11 protein-coding genes are annotated in these 14,371 nt (G+C 47.3%); 5 read left to right on the plus strand and 6 right to left on the minus strand.

Annotated elements, in window-relative coordinates; translation table 11 throughout:
* Window positions 1–3: 3 nt before the first annotated feature.
* Window positions 4–4,035: an EAL domain-containing protein gene (locus tag JGK39_RS10865; RefSeq protein WP_293296302.1), complete on the minus strand. Its 4,032-nt coding sequence runs from the start codon at window positions 4,033–4,035 to the stop codon at window positions 4–6.
* A 329-nt stretch (window positions 4,036–4,364) separates the two neighbouring features.
* Here JGK39_RS10865 and acnB point away from each other — a divergent pair, with 329 nt between their 5' ends.
* The 4 genes from acnB (at window position 4,365) to JGK39_RS10885 (ending at window position 8,856) form a co-directional block, all read left to right on the plus strand.
* Window positions 4,365–6,980: a bifunctional aconitate hydratase 2/2-methylisocitrate dehydratase gene (gene acnB / locus JGK39_RS10870; RefSeq protein WP_293256592.1), complete on the plus strand. Its 2,616-nt coding sequence runs from the start codon at window positions 4,365–4,367 to the stop codon at window positions 6,978–6,980.
* A 436-nt stretch (window positions 6,981–7,416) separates the two neighbouring features.
* Window positions 7,417–7,875, plus strand: a complete 459-nt coding sequence (locus tag JGK39_RS10875) for a hypothetical protein (protein WP_293256589.1) — start codon at window positions 7,417–7,419, stop codon at window positions 7,873–7,875.
* 3 nt (window positions 7,876–7,878) lie between these two features.
* The gene (locus JGK39_RS10880) at window positions 7,879–8,334 is read left to right on the plus strand and encodes a nucleic acid-binding protein (protein WP_293256586.1); all 456 of its coding nucleotides are present in this window, start codon (window positions 7,879–7,881) and stop codon (window positions 8,332–8,334) included.
* A gap of 108 nt (window positions 8,335–8,442) precedes the next feature.
* On the plus strand, window positions 8,443–8,856 hold the full coding sequence (locus tag JGK39_RS10885; RefSeq protein ID WP_293256606.1) for a cupin domain-containing protein: 414 nt from the start codon (window positions 8,443–8,445) through the stop codon (window positions 8,854–8,856).
* A gap of 189 nt (window positions 8,857–9,045) precedes the next feature.
* On the opposite strand, the gene JGK39_RS10890 is transcribed toward JGK39_RS10885, so the two are convergent.
* Both JGK39_RS10890 and JGK39_RS10895 read right to left on the minus strand, forming a co-directional pair.
* Complete coding sequence (locus JGK39_RS10890; protein WP_293256583.1) at window positions 9,046–9,705, minus strand: pentapeptide repeat-containing protein; 660 nt, start codon at window positions 9,703–9,705, stop codon at window positions 9,046–9,048.
* 163 nt (window positions 9,706–9,868) lie between these two features.
* A complete protein-coding gene (locus tag JGK39_RS10895; protein ID WP_293296304.1) occupies window positions 9,869–11,536 on the minus strand; it encodes an ABC transporter substrate-binding protein in 1,668 nt (555 codons plus the stop codon).
* 86 nt (window positions 11,537–11,622) lie between these two features.
* Between JGK39_RS10895 and JGK39_RS10900 the strand changes: the two genes are divergently transcribed.
* The gene (locus JGK39_RS10900; RefSeq protein WP_293256577.1) at window positions 11,623–11,763 is read left to right on the plus strand and encodes a hypothetical protein; all 141 of its coding nucleotides are present in this window, start codon (window positions 11,623–11,625) and stop codon (window positions 11,761–11,763) included.
* A gap of 49 nt (window positions 11,764–11,812) precedes the next feature.
* Here the strand turns inward: JGK39_RS10900 and JGK39_RS10905 are convergent, their stop codons facing one another.
* The 3 genes from JGK39_RS10905 to JGK39_RS10915 all read right to left on the minus strand — a co-directional run bounded on the left by JGK39_RS10905 (window position 11,813) and on the right by JGK39_RS10915 (window position 14,324).
* On the minus strand, window positions 11,813–13,285 hold the full coding sequence (locus tag JGK39_RS10905) for an adenylate/guanylate cyclase domain-containing protein (protein WP_293256574.1): 1,473 nt from the start codon (window positions 13,283–13,285) through the stop codon (window positions 11,813–11,815).
* A 70-nt stretch (window positions 13,286–13,355) separates the two neighbouring features.
* Window positions 13,356–13,700, minus strand: coding sequence for a hypothetical protein (locus tag JGK39_RS10910; protein ID WP_293256571.1), 345 nt, complete (start codon window positions 13,698–13,700; stop codon window positions 13,356–13,358).
* 45 nt (window positions 13,701–13,745) lie between these two features.
* On the minus strand, window positions 13,746–14,324 hold the full coding sequence (locus JGK39_RS10915; RefSeq protein ID WP_293256568.1) for an ATP-binding protein: 579 nt from the start codon (window positions 14,322–14,324) through the stop codon (window positions 13,746–13,748).
* Between the last annotated feature and the right edge of the window lie 47 nt (window positions 14,325–14,371).

Here is a 14,371-nt window from a genome sequence, read left to right on the forward strand (position 1 = left end):
TATTTAACCACACTTGATATTGCCCAGATTTATCAGCATTTCTGTCACTGCGCCACTGTCCAAAGGTTTAGAAAACCAATATCCCTGAGCTAATTCGCAGTCGAGGGCCCGAAGCTGGGCTAACTGTTCGGCTGTCTCCACACCTTCGGCGATCGCATTTAATCCCAAATTGTGAGCCAAAGTTACGATCGCCCGCACAATCTGCAAAGGCTGACCCCCACCGTTGCCGTTTTCCACAGCCCCCAAGCGACTGACAAAAGATCGATCGATCTTCAGCGTATCCAGCGGAAAGCGGTGCAAGTAACTCAAAGACGAATAGCCCGTACCAAAATCGTCGATCGACAATCGAATATTTCTACCTTTTAATTGGGCGAGTACAATATTTGCTTTAGCCACATTTTCTACGATCGCGCTTTCAGTGATCTCCAATTTTAAACAACTCGGAGCGCAGCCAGTTTCTGCCAATATTTCATCTATATGCTCAATCAAATTCGCCATTCCTAACTGTTTTGGAGAAAGATTGACGCTCATTGTTAATTGTGCAGGATCGATAATTGGTAATTGGGAATTGGGAATGGGGAATTGGGCATTGGGAATCGGGAATTGGGCATTGGGAATTGGGCATTGGGCATTGGAGATTGGGAATTGGGAATTGGGCATTGGGAAATTTTTCCCTCTTCCTTCTTCCTTCTTCCCTCGGACTTCTTCCTTTTTTCCTCTTTCTTCTTCCCTCGGACTTCTTCCCTTTTCCTCCTTCCCCATATCAGTAAAATCCGTTACATCCGTTACATCCGTTACAAAATCCGCTGCCGAACTTCCTTCTTCCATCAACATTTCTTGCCAAAGGCGCAATTGCCGGCAAGCTTCGCGCAGCACCCATGCTCCCAGAGGCACGATCAAGCCTGTTTCCTCGGCTACAGGAATAAAAGTAGACGGCGGCACTAGACCCCGAACCGGGTGCTGCCAGCGCACCAAAGCCTCAAAACCCTCGATCGCACCGCTGGCGAGCGAAAAAATCGGTTGGTAGTGCACAATAAAGTGCGAACATTCATCCTTACTCGAACCTAATTCCTCCTTGCCAAAAATAGCTAACCGCAGGTCTGTTTCTAACTGCAAGAGCGAGATAGTTTGGTCGTGCATCGCCAAATTAAACACCTCGTGGCGGGCTTTACCCAAAGCTTTAGCGCGGTACATAGCAATATCAGCATCGCGCAGGAATTCTTCGGGATGGCTGTAGAAAGCACTCTGCTGGCCGTTCAACTCGTCACTTTCTACTATTCCTAAGTCACCTCGACTGAAAACAATCCCAATGCTAGCGGTGGTAAATACTTCGTGTCCTTCGAGGTTAAACGGAATCTTCAGTTCTGTTTGTATCCTGTTAGCTGCTAGGGTGGCGTCGCTGAAGCTCTGAATGCGGTCTAGCAGGATGGTAAATTCATCTCCACCGAGTCGCGCCACGGTATCGGAAACGCGCACGCAATCCTGAAGCCGCTGCCCTAGGGCAATTAGCAGTTTATCCCCAAGAATGTGTCCTAAAGAATCATTAACTATTTTGAAGCGGTCTAAATCTAGGAACAAAACGGCAAATTTGTAATCTGGGGAATGTTTGGAACGGCGGATCGCTTTTCCTAGCCTGTCGATGAACAAAACGCGGTTGGGTAAACCCGTCAGCGAATCGTGAAAGGCGCCGTGCAGCAGTTGCTGTTCTACTCGCTTGCGCTCGGTGACATCTCTGATAATAATTTGGGCGGCGGCGGAGCCTTGATAAATAGCGGGGATGCCGGCAACTTCAACGTCTATGATTTGTCCGTCAAGCCGCATCAGTTTTTGTTCGGCAAGGTCGATCGGCTGATTTTCTTCCTCTACTTGCCTCATGCGTTCTCTGGCTGTTTCCACATAGTTTGGATGCACGAAATTCAATACCGGAAAGCCGATGAGCTCTGCTGGAGAGCTCGCACCCAGGAGTTTAGCGCCTGCTGCATTGATGTAGGCAATTTTCCCTTGACTGTGAACGGCGATCGCTTCGGGAGATAGTTCTACTAAACGGCGATAGCGTTCTTCACTCTCTTGGAGAGATACTATCAACTCGCAGCGCTCTTTTTCGGCTTGCTGGCGTTCGACTTCCATTTTGTGAACCGCTAGAAATTTACCGATACTTTGAGCCATCAATTCTATGATTTCTCTGGCCTGCGATTCAAAATCTTTCTGTCTGACTTCTTGTGCACAAAAGCTCAAAGTACCATAAATTTTATCGCTGACAAATATCGGTGTGCCAATGTATGATTCTATGTTCAAATCTTGATAAACTTGATAATCGCCCCTTTTCAGTATGTCTTTAATGTGAGAACACGCCATGGTTTTTTTGGATTTGATTACTGCTGCACAGTAAGTATCGCTAAGATTTAAGTTTAATCCTTTCTTGAAATATTTGATATCGCTTCTGACGGATCGAATCATAAAAGATTGACCTTCAACTTGAGCAATAATACCAATAGAGAGTCCAAAAATTAAACAGCCTGCTGTTAGATAATCGTCAACCAGTTCTTGAAAATTTTGATAGTGATAAGTTGTAATCCGGTGCAAGTGTTTGAGGTTGGCACTGAAGGTGGCTAAATCTTGAGACTTTAAAAATAATTCTTCTTCCGAGCGCTGGCGGTCTGTAACATCGGTTTGAACTCCAATAAAGTGAGTTAAGTGTCGCCGGGAGTTGTAGACGGGAGCAATCGAAAGTTCGTTCCAAAAAGGTGTTCCATCTTTCCGAAAGTTACGCAAGATAACTTGGCATTCTTTCCCTTCTCGAATGGCAGTTCGCAGTTCTTTTGCGGCGGGGCAGTTGGTGTTTGTTCCCTGTAAAAATCGGCAGTTTTTCCCAATTAATTCGTCTCTCCCATAACCAGTGATCCGCTCAAAACTGGGATTGACATAAATAATGGGATTATCTGCAACTGTGGCGTCGGCGATCGCAATGCCGTTGCTGGTACTCTCCATCGCCCGTTCCATCATTTGCAAGCGCTCTTGCGATCGAATGCGATCGATCGCCGCAGCTAACAGATTGGCGATCGCCTCTACAAAATAAACGTCATCTTGACTGAAAACCCGCTCGCTCTTGGTGTGCACCCCCAAAATTCCCCAGACGGGCGACTCAGCAGTCTTCGCTGGTTCTGCTTGTCCCCAGTTCCTTTTCACCAGTCCCCGATTGCCGGGAACGATCGCAGTGACGCCGCTGACAGCCTGGTGGTTGTGCAGCAGCGGCGACTCGCTAAAGCGGGTTTCCACCCGCAAATCTGCGACGATTATCGGTTCACCGACTAGCAACGTGTAACCTGCTTGCGATCGACTAGAAGCGGTAACAGTAGCGTTACCGACAAGTCCGGGCTGCCAGCCCACCCCCGATCGCAGCAGAAAAGCATGGCCCGAGGGCAACAGTTCCAAAAACTGGCAATACTCGACATCTAGGGTTTGGGCAATTAAAACCCCAGCTTTGTCCATCAGCGCGGACAAATCTGTTTCAGCCAGCGCCTGCTGCCCCAAGTAAGCAACGGCTGCTTGCTGGCGGGCCCGCAAGTGGATTGACGCCAGCAATTCCTGCTCTTTGGTGGCGGCTAGCTTGCGCTCGGTAATGTCGCAGAACACTGACAGCACAGTTTTTTCTGAAAGCAATGTCAAATACCGCATCGATACAGTTGCCCAAAACAGCGTGCCGTCAGCTTTTTTGAGGCGGACTTCTGTCTCGCGGACTTGTCCGTTGCGGGCGAGCTCCGAGAGCAGTTCCTGGCGCTCTGCGGGGTTGTTGTAGAGCATGGAGGCCGGTTGGCGCTCGATCGACTCAAATGCTCTCAGGCCGAAAGCCTGACGGCATAAATCGTTGCTATAAAGAATTGTGCCGTCAGGCAGACTGCTGACGATCATGGGCATGGGCATCGAATTGGCGATCGTCAGCAGCAATTCTTTGGTTCCTTGCAACTCTTCGTACAAGTCTGGCTTGGCGGCACAGCCCTGACAGTCTTCACCGTTTTCAGGGATAAAACTTTCCATTTTTGAATTGATCCGTTGTGCAGGTAACTTTTTTTACACTTGTGGTGACTGACAATTTCAGATGCAGAGGACGATCGACAGTACCCCACTACATTAATCTTAACCAGAACAACGCAACTCAGCAGTCCAAAACTGCTCGGATCGAGTTTTAGGTGGACTGTCGGTGGAGATCGCATCTGTCTCTGGTAGGAAAATGTACAGTTTCTGAACTTGCGTTAAATTTTCATGTATGGCGGGGTACTTTGCCAAATGTGCAGCCGAAGCCCCTAATCTAAAAAGTAATGCCATCTGCCAACAACTACCCAAAACTATCCGAGGAGAGAGGGAAAATGCTTGAATCTTACCGCCTTCACGCTGCCGAAAGAGCCGCATTGGGAATTCCACCGCTGCCGCTAGACGCCCAGCAAACGTCGGAACTCTGCGAATTGCTGAAAAATCCGCCCCCCGGCGAAGAATCCGCCTTAATAGAATTATTGCGCGATCGCGTACCTCCTGGGGTAGACAGCGCCGCCTACGTCAAAGCAGGTTTTCTCACCGGCATCGCCAAAGGCGAAATCCACAGCCCCCTAATTGCTCCCAAATGGGCAGTTTACCTGCTGGGGACAATGATGGGCGGTTACAACGTCCAATCTTTAATCGATTTGCTCCATCCCACTGCCGAAGTCGCCATTCCCGCCACCGCAGCCCGGGCTCTGAGCAAAACGCTGTTAGTATTTGACGCCTTTCACGACATTCTCGCCCTGTCGGATACCAATCCCTACGCCAAGCAGGTAGTCGATTCTTGGGCTGATGCCGAGTGGTTTACAGGCCGCCCAGAACTCGCGGAAGCCATTACCGTTACAGTCTTCAAAGTGCCCGGAGAAACCAATACCGACGACTTGTCGCCCGCACCTCAGGCTACCACGCGGCCGGACATTCCTTTGCACGCTTTGGCGATGCTCGAAAGCAAGATGCCAGGGGCCTTGGAAACGATCGCCCAATTGAAGGAAAAAGGTCATCCCGTAGCCTACGTCGGCGATGTTGTCGGCACCGGTTCCTCGCGGAAATCGGCGATTAACTCCGTGTTGTGGCACATCGGCAACGATATTCCCTTTGTTCCAAACAAGCGCAGCGGCGGATACATTCTAGGAAGTGCGATCGCCCCGATTTTCTTCAATACCGCTGAAGATTCCGGCGCATTGCCGATCGAATGCGATGTCGCCAAAATGGAAACCGGCATGGTAATCACCATCCATCCCTACAAAGGCGAAATCACCAACGAAGCCGGAGAAATCATCTCCACCTTCACCCTCAAACCCGACACAATCCTCGACGAAGTGCGCGCCGGCGGCCGAATTCCGCTATTAATCGGACGCACCTTAACCGACAAAGTTCGTGCAGCATTAGGACTAGAAATCAGCACAATTTTCACCCGTCCAACTATTCCCGCCGATACCGGAAAAGGTTTCACCTTAGCCCAAAAAATGGTAGGAAAAGCTTGCGGTTTAGCAGGCGTTCGTCCCGGCACATCTTGCGAACCAGTCATGACCACAGTCGGCTCCCAAGATACCACCGGGCCCATGACTCGCGACGAATTAAAAGAACTCGCTTGTTTGGGATTTAGCGCCGATTTGGTAATTCAAAGTTTCTGCCACACCGCCGCCTATCCGAAACCAGTCGATGTCAAAACTCACCACGAATTGCCCGATTTTATGGCACAGCGGGGCGGCATAGCTTTGCGTCCCGGAGACGGAATTATTCACTCTTGGCTGAACCGGATGTTGTTGCCGGATACAGTGGGAACCGGCGGCGATTCTCACACTCGTTTCCCGTTAGGAATTTCCTTTCCTGCGGGTTCTGGATTAGTAGCATTTGCTGCTGCTTTGGGCGTCATGCCTTTGGATATGCCGGAATCGGTTCTAGTCCGGTTCAAAGGTGAATTGCAACCGGGAGTAACGCTGCGGGATGTTGTGAATGCAATTCCCTACGTAGCGATTCAAAAAGGTTTGCTGACAGTCTCCAAACAGAATAAGAAAAACGTCTTTTCTGGGCGGATTATGGAGATTGAAGGTTTGCCCGATTTGAAGGTCGAACAGGCTTTTGAATTGACCGATGCCTCGGCCGAGCGTTCTTGCGCCGGATGCACGATTAAATTGAGCCCTGAGACGGTCTCTGAGTACATTCGTTCTAACGTCGCGCTGCTGAAAAACATGGTGGCGCGGGGCTATGAAGATGCGCGGACGATGATGCGCCGAGTGGCGAAGATGGAGGAATGGCTGGCTAATCCGGTGCTGTTAGAAGCTGATGCTGATGCGGAGTACGTTGAAATCATCGAAATCGATCTCAACGAGATTACTGAACCGATTGTGGCTGCGCCGAATGACCCGGATAATGTTAAATTGTTGAGTGAGGTTGCGGGCGATCGGGTAGAGGAAGTATTTGTCGGTTCCTGCATGACAAATATCGGTCACTACCGCGCCACTGCGAAGGTATTGGAAGGTGCGGGAGAAGTGAAAACCCGCCTGTGGATTTGTCCGCCAACTCGCATGGACGAACAGCAACTGAAAGAAGAAGGTTATTACAGCATTTTTGGAGCCGCTGGAGCGCGCACAGAAATGCCGGGATGCAGTCTTTGTATGGGAAATCAAGCGCGGGTTAAAGATGCCACAACAGTGTTTTCAACTTCCACTCGCAACTTCAACAACCGCATGGGCAAAGACGCGCAAGTTTATCTCGGTTCAGCCGAATTAGCCGCAGTTTGTTCGCTGTTGGGGAGCATTCCCACAGTCGAAGAATACCGCGAGATTGTGGCGAAGAAAATCAATCCTTTTGCTGGTGATTTGTATCGATATTTGAATTTCGATCGAATTGCTGGTTTTGAGGATGAAGGGCGAGTGATTGCTTTGGAAGATATGCCTCGGATTGAGGATATTTTGGGAATTCCCGATGGTGTGTTGAGCAAGTAAAATCATCGCAGCTTAGTGAGATGGTTATTTTGAACCGCAGATAAACGCAGATGTACGCAGATGAATTAATTTTATCTGCGTACATCTCTGTTCATCCGCTGACATCATCTTCGATGGATGGATCGATCGCTGCGGAGATTGGTTTGTAGTGCGGACTTCAGTCCGCAGCCGGAGTACCGACTATTCGTCCAAACGATCGAACGGTTTTTGTTATGGTAATCGAGCGGACATGATATGACATCTGCGGTAAAAAAAAACTTTAGAATATTTGTAGCGATATTGAATTTCGCTCGAAGTAAGGGCAGGCAATTGCTCGCCTTTTATTTACAATATAAGTAGGGGCGGGTTCACCAACAATCTCTGGCTTCACATTGAGAATATTGATAAACCCGCCCCGGGCCGCGCTTCAAATATCCGAGAAAGGAGAACAGTGATTATGTCTGAACAAGCTTTGATCGGTGAAAGTCCAGCGACAGCAACTTCAGCGCCAGAACCTCGCATTGGCAATGAAATGGTAGAGTTTCTCAGTGTAATTCAGCAAACTCCGAGAGAATATTGGCCGAATTTGCTGAAAATGATGAGGTTATTTCTGGAAACTGTGACAGTTAAGCCAGGATTGTCGGAACCCGCCGAGACACCTGAAAACGTAGATTTTACTAAACTGTCGAAGGAGAGAAGTATCAGAAGAAATCAAGCTATGACCCGACTAATCCGAGCGGGGCTAAAGGAAGGAAATGAGGATAACGAACAACCAGAAACTATCGATCCCGTACAGCAGCACGAAGCTCTGAGCAAGCTGTTACAGTCTTGGGTAGATGATGGAGATGAACAGGAACAAACAGAAACCGCTGAAGTTCTCTGCAAGGCACTAGAAGAAAACTCGGTGCATATATAGTCCATGAGCAGAATAGTTTTGTTAGATTCTGGGCCTTTAGGAATTGTTACAAATCCCAAAGCCGCCTCTCCTTTATATCAAGAGGGTAAGCTCTGGCTGCAATCTTTGCCGCTAAAAGGTTACATTGTAATGCTTCCTGAAATTGCTGACTATGAAGTTCGGCGCGAATTAATTCGTGCGGGTAAGGCGGCAGGTATTCGACGACTTGATGAACTTAAATCGCAAATTCCCTACCGTCCTTTGACTACGGAGGTAATGCTTCTAGCTGCTCAGTTGTGGGCGGATGCACGAAAGAGAGGAAGGCCGACAGCAGAACCCAATGCACTTGACGGTGATGTGATTCTGGCTGCTCAAGCAATATTGGAAGCTAATCAGGGAAATGAAGTCGTGATTGCGACCACAAATGTGGGGCATTTGTCTCAGTTTGTGGATGCTCGTGAATGGCGATTAATTTCGTAAAGCTGGATTTTGGGAGAAAAATTTAAGCCAAAGCCCGTTAGCGAAGCTTGCAGAAGAGGATCGCACTTACAGACTTACCCAGTCCCTGATATACTTTCAACTACAGATATTTTTACAGATACCGTTAACGAGATAAACAGGATGGTGGAAACAGTGGACACAATGGAAAAAACGGACGATCGCACGCAAAGTCGGTTTTGGGGTAAAGTTACAGTCATAGACGCGGGCGATCGCTACAAGATAAATCGCATCGAAGTCAAACCGGGACACCACATCCGCACCCAAATGCACTATCACCGCAGCGAGCACTGGGTTGTCGTCTCCGGTACCGCTAAAGTTATCTGCGATGACAAAGAGACCATTCTCATGCAGAAACAGTCAACCTACGTTCCCATGAATACCGCTCACCGCGTCGAAAACCCCGGCGTGATTCCCCTGGTGATGATTGAGATCCAAAATGGCGAATATCTCGGAGATGATGACATTATCCGTTTCGCGCAAGACGCTGACGACGAAGATTGAGATAGAGTCCGGTTAAATAATTCTAATTAGGTTCGATCGTTCGGACTTCAGTCCTCTTTCATCTGGGACTTAACGGTAAATTAAAATTACGGGCAATTAAAATTGTAGGGGCAATTTCATAAATTGCCCCTACAGGATTATATTAAGGTTGTTAAACACGATAGTCTGATATAGCAATTGGCGATCGTCCTACGGCAAAGCAGCGTTTTTCAAATCTACGTTTGCCATATTAGCATCCTTTAGATTAGCACCAGTCAAGTCCGAACCGTTCAAATTTGCACCGTTCAAATTTGCACCAGTCAAATTTGCATCCCGCAAGTTAACCCCCAGCACATCTATTCCCGACAAACTGCCGCCCCGGAGGCTGACATTAGCTAGATTCGCTACAGACTGGCGAGCATTTCTCAGGTTCGCACCAGCCAAATTAGCACTTTCTAAATTAGCGCCGACTAAATTAGCACTGGTGAGGTTGGTATTTTTTAAACTAGCAATCACTAAACCCGCTAGACTCAGGTTAGCGCGGGTAAAATCAGCACTCTCCAAATTGGCCCCGTGCATTTTAGCCGCAATTAGACTCGCACCTGGCAATTTAGCTTGTTTCAGATTGGCTTGCTTCAGATTTGCTTCGTTTAAATTTGCACCGCTCAAATTTGCACCTGTCAAATTTGCACCGCTCAAATTCGCACCGCTGAGATTGATACCAGAAAGCTGCGCTCCTGTCAAGTCACAGCCGCTGCAATTTTTAGTTTCTAATAATTGCTTGACTTGTGATACGTTTTCTGCTTTGACTCCCGAAGCAAAACCGATCGCAATTAGCAGCCCTGTTGTTGTTAAAATTCCAAATTTCATATACTCACCCTCAGCGATATCTCTCTCTACTAATAATATCCAACATTTTTCGAGAGAGTGGGGTGATCGGTCTCTTCGATAAACTGTGACAATCATCACCCTATTGTGCACAAAAGATGATATGATTATGGACGTTTCAACTCTTAATAATTATTGTAAACAATTATTGCTTTTTCAGGAACCAAAAGGGAAAGGATTGCGTCGGCTCTAAACGGACACCCGTGATACTGTTCTGAGCAAAAGTATAGTCCTTATCCTGCCACAGGGGGATGAAAGGTACATCTTGACCTAGTATGTCCTGAATTTCGGCAAACAAAGCTTTGCGGGTTTGAGGGTTGGCTTCTTGGCGCTGCTTGGCGATCAGTTGATTTACCCGATCGCTATAATAAAACGAACCCTGCCCCTGACTGGCACCCTTCTCGCACCCGCGGGCCGCCGAACCCGTTGCACAATCCAAAAACGGCTGAATGTAATTGTCAGCGTCGAAAAAGTCAGCGTACCAATCCACTAACACCGCAGGATAAATCCCCTTCTCTATATTCTGAAACAAAGTCGGAGATTCGACGCTGTTAATTTCCACCTGCATAATCCCGTCCATTTTGAGTTTGGCTAAGGCTTTGATCGTGCTCGCCACTAAAGCTCGCTTTGTGGAACCAGTAGGATGCCAAATTTGAAAAATAAACGGATTCGTGGCCGAATATCCCGCTTTTGTTAGCAATTCCTTAGCTTTTGCCATGTTGGCGTCGCCGTACATTTCTTTAAATACTGGCTTGTTAACATCGAAGGTTGTGGGAATCAGGCTGTACAGAGGCTGGGCTTGTCCTCGGAGGACGCGATCGTTAATCAGGGGCCGATCCATCGCCGCGGCGATCGCCTGTCTCACCTCTAACTTATCCAGCGGTTTAGAATTGAGATTCAGCGTCATATAACTAACTGTACTGCTCTCCCCCGCGATTTCCTGCCATTTCCCTTTTTTGGCTCCCTCGTCCAAGCTGCGAACTTGGTCTGCATCCAGGGATAAATAAGCTACATCGATCGCACCTGTCCGAAAAGTATTGAACAAATTTGAAGAACTCGAAAGCAGCAAAATGTCAATCCCTTTATTGACAGGTTTGTCCCCCCAATACTGATCAAAGGCGTCAAACTTCAGAGAATCGCTACCGTACTTCGCCAACTTGTAGCGCCCGGTTCCCACAAACGTATCGGGTTTAAATTTACCGTCTCCTATCTCATAGGCTTTCGGAGAAATGGGACAAAGACCGGCAAATGTCAGCAGGGAAGGAAAAGCAGCAAAGGGCTTTTTGAGTTTAAAAGTTAATTCGTATTCGCCCGTCGCTTTCACCGATTCTATGGCATCGCCCAACAAGAAAGCCGGACGGCCGCCGTTTTTGATAAATCGCTGCAAGGAAAATTCCATCGCTGCGGCGTTAAACGGTGTGTCGTCGTGAAAAATTACGCCTTGACGCAAGGGGATTGTATATGTCAATCCGTCTTTGCTCACTTTTGGCATTGCTGTCGCCAAGTGGGGGATTAACTTTGTGGTTCCCGACTCGTAGGTGTAGAGAGTGTCGCCCAAATTTCGCAGCAGTTGTCCTGAGATGGTTTCGTAAGCGTCGGCGGGGTCGATCGTCCGCAATTTCAAGGTTGTGCCAATTGTCACGCGATCGTTGTTGGGCGAATTGGGCGAATTGGGCGAATTGGGCGAATTGGGCGATCGACTGGCACCCTGTCCGCAGCTTGCAGTTAACAAGCAGCACAGACAGAACAGAGCTATAACTTTAATTACTGAAGGTTTTATAGATATTCTCGACTGCCGCTTGTTGATTTCCATCGTCTTTTATTGACACTCCAAATTAGTATTTATATTATCAGGACTTACGCAGTGTTAAATAAGAAACCGGTTTCTTGGTAGATGCAATGTCGCCAAACCGATACAAGCAGCAGCCGATCGCTTCCGCTGGCATAGGAATCATAATTTTGGACGAGTGCAGTGCGATCGCCCCGATCGCTCAATATCATTCAGATGTAAGCGGATTTGATATGACTGCTGACTCATGACTGATGACTGCTGACTGATGACTGCTGACTGCTGACTAATGACTGATGACTAAATTCCCCTGAGGAGCGATCGCCAATCCCGACAGCGTTTCAGGTAAATCCGAGCTACCCGATCGCTCGGATTTGTCCGCAAACACTCTTCAAACAATTTTCCCGCCGATCGGAACTCATGGCGATCGCAAAGTAACATCGCTTCAGTATATACCGCCAAATTTTCTAGCTTAGCCGAGAGAATTTCCGGCGGATCGGCATCGAATACCTCATATATTGTGACATATTGAGATTTTCCTTTGACCTGTACTTTATCCACAATCCGAATATTATAATCAGCCGGATTTCGCAACCGTTCCAAAGTGTGATGAGAAATTAACAAAGGAACGCCGTAATCTTTGGTCAATCCTTCAATCCGAGATGCCAAATTAACAGTATCACTAATCACAGTGCTATCCATTCTGCTTTTGCCACCAACTGTCCCCAGCATCAAAGAACCAGAATTGATCCCTAGGCCAATTTGAATCGGGATGTAGCCGACACTTAAACGGTATCTGTTGTAATCATTCAGGATATTTAGCATCGCAATACCAGCTTTCACTGCATCATCTGCACAGTCGCTAAACAAAGCCATAATTGCATCGCCGATATATTTGTCAATAAACCCGTGATTGCTAGTAATAGCAGGCTCCATCCGCGACAGGTAAGCATTGATAAAATTAAAATTTTCTTGCGGCGTCATAGTTTCCGAAAGCCTCGTGAAGTCGCGGATGTCCGCAAACAGCACCGACATTTCCTGCTGCACTTGGTCGCCTAAATTGACATCAATAATACTTTCATATCCCAACAAATTTAGAAATTGATGTGGCACAAATCGCCCGTAGGCATCAGTTAATTCTAATTCAGCATCAAGGGATTTCCCCAAATCTTGATTGAGTTGAAATAGTTTATTAATAAACTTATGGCGGTCGGCTTCAGCTTGTTTGCGTTCCGTGATATCTTGAAAAACTGCGATCGCAAAAGCAACTTTGCCACCCTCAAAAATTGGCGTCCCCCAAGTCTCAAGGGGAATTTTCTTGTCGGATTGATGAATTTCCAGATCGTCAGCCGTCGAACTTTCTCCCTTGAGGGCTCGGACAATCGGCAAATTTTCGGCAGGGTAAATAATATCAGTTCCCGCGATATAAAATTTATAACTTTTTGACAAATCATCAACAGCATTTAACGGCAACACCCCTTGGCCGAGTAACTGCTGTCCGGCACGATTGACGTAGTAAGGTTTACCTCGAGCATCGAGCACGGCCACGCCTACCGGAATCGCTTCGAGAAATTGAGCTAGCTTGATTTCGCCTTCCCGCACCGCCTCCAATGCCCGATAGCGCAACTCAGATTCAACCGTATCGGAATGTTCAGCAGTATTTTCCAGCAAGATTTCCAGATCCGCTTTTTCCTCCTTCAAGTCTTCCACTTGCTGGCGCAATCTTTCTATCTCTAAAAGTAGCTGTTCTCTAGATGGTTGTTCTTCCAGCATAACCCGAGAATTTGCGCCTCGACTAACAGAAAATTGATCGACAGTCCGTACCCTAAAAGTCATCATAGGTCTATAGTAATTCCCACTCCAAACTCGGCATTAGGCGCTGGAAATTATTCACAGATTTACCTTGCCAAGGTATACGTTGAGAACCTTGTACCGCCATTTGCACCCGAGCTTTTTTGCGGACCTCGATAATAAACTTCGACAGCATATTGATGCCCGAACTGTTCAAAAATTCTAACTGTTGCAAATTGAGGGTAATTTTTGCCTGTGCCAAATCGGCGACCTCCTCCAGCAACTGCACTATCGGCGCGTACTCTTGGGGCCCGCTCAACCTTAGAGATCCTATAAAACTCACGGTTGCCGTTGATGGATCGTAACAGATCCCGTAATCTTCTGTTTTAATTTCCATTGCCGCAAAAAAAGTCCCTTAGATATTATCGATCGCCAGCGATACTTATACTCTTAATTGCACCATAGTTGTCACGGTAATTACTTCCGGGTCTTTTTGCACCGTCTGGAACTTCCAGCCTATTTGGGTGGTATAATCGCTGAGCATGGTTAGCAAGCCCAATCCAGAATCGGTAAAGCTTTCGTCAAGAGCATTTTTTTCCAACCGCTCAATGTACAGATCGCTCGGATCGGACTCCAGCAACTGCTGAATGTAAGCCTGAAACTTGCTCACACATTGCACAGGAATGGTGTTAGCAACTGAGAAAATCAGTTTGTCGCTCTTTAATTGCAGTTTAATGTTGATCGGGTGTTCCGATGTCTCATCATTAAACTTCATCGCATTCTCTAATAACTCATTAGCAATGTAGCTAACAGCGCTTTTAATTTCAGCTTGTCTGTCAATTGTCGAGGGATCCTCTTCGTTTCCAGGAAAAAAAGTCGTCAAGTAGTCAGCCAGAAAATCCGCAGACAAACCGTTGTTCCGCCACCGCTGCTTGAGGGGGATCGAACTCGGAGAAAATCCAATTATTAAGTATTCGTGGCTGGGAGTCGGCTCTAGGAAATCGCCGAAAGTCTGAATCATCTTATTTGTTAATTGTTACTTGTTAATTGTTACTTGTTAATTGTTAC

The organism is Microcoleus sp. PH2017_12_PCY_D_A (assembly GCF_020738565.1).
In the GTDB taxonomy this organism is placed as follows: Bacteria; Cyanobacteriota; Cyanobacteriia; order Cyanobacteriales; family Microcoleaceae; genus Microcoleus.

Bases quoted from the DNA above. Each gene is read 5' to 3' on its own strand.
- JGK39_RS10875 (WP_293256589.1), top strand. From the start codon at position 7,417: ATGTCTGAACAAGCTTTGATCGGTGAAAGTCCAGCGACAGCAACTTCA.
- acnB (WP_293256592.1), top strand. From the start codon at position 4,365: ATGCTTGAATCTTACCGCCTTCACGCTGCCGAAAGAGCCGCATTGGGA.
- JGK39_RS10890 (WP_293256583.1), bottom strand. From the start codon at position 9,705: ATGAAATTTGGAATTTTAACAACAACAGGGCTGCTAATTGCGATCGGT.
- JGK39_RS10895 (WP_293296304.1), bottom strand. From the start codon at position 11,536: ATGGAAATCAACAAGCGGCAGTCGAGAATATCTATAAAACCTTCAGTA.
- JGK39_RS10900 (WP_293256577.1), top strand. From the start codon at position 11,623: ATGTCGCCAAACCGATACAAGCAGCAGCCGATCGCTTCCGCTGGCATA.
- JGK39_RS10910 (WP_293256571.1), bottom strand. From the start codon at position 13,700: ATGGAAATTAAAACAGAAGATTACGGGATCTGTTACGATCCATCAACG.
- JGK39_RS10905 (WP_293256574.1), bottom strand. From the start codon at position 13,285: ATGCTGGAAGAACAACCATCTAGAGAACAGCTACTTTTAGAGATAGAA.
- JGK39_RS10865 (WP_293296302.1), bottom strand. From the start codon at position 4,035: ATGGAAAGTTTTATCCCTGAAAACGGTGAAGACTGTCAGGGCTGTGCC.
- JGK39_RS10915 (WP_293256568.1), bottom strand. From the start codon at position 14,324: ATGATTCAGACTTTCGGCGATTTCCTAGAGCCGACTCCCAGCCACGAA.
- JGK39_RS10880 (WP_293256586.1), top strand. From the start codon at position 7,879: ATGAGCAGAATAGTTTTGTTAGATTCTGGGCCTTTAGGAATTGTTACA.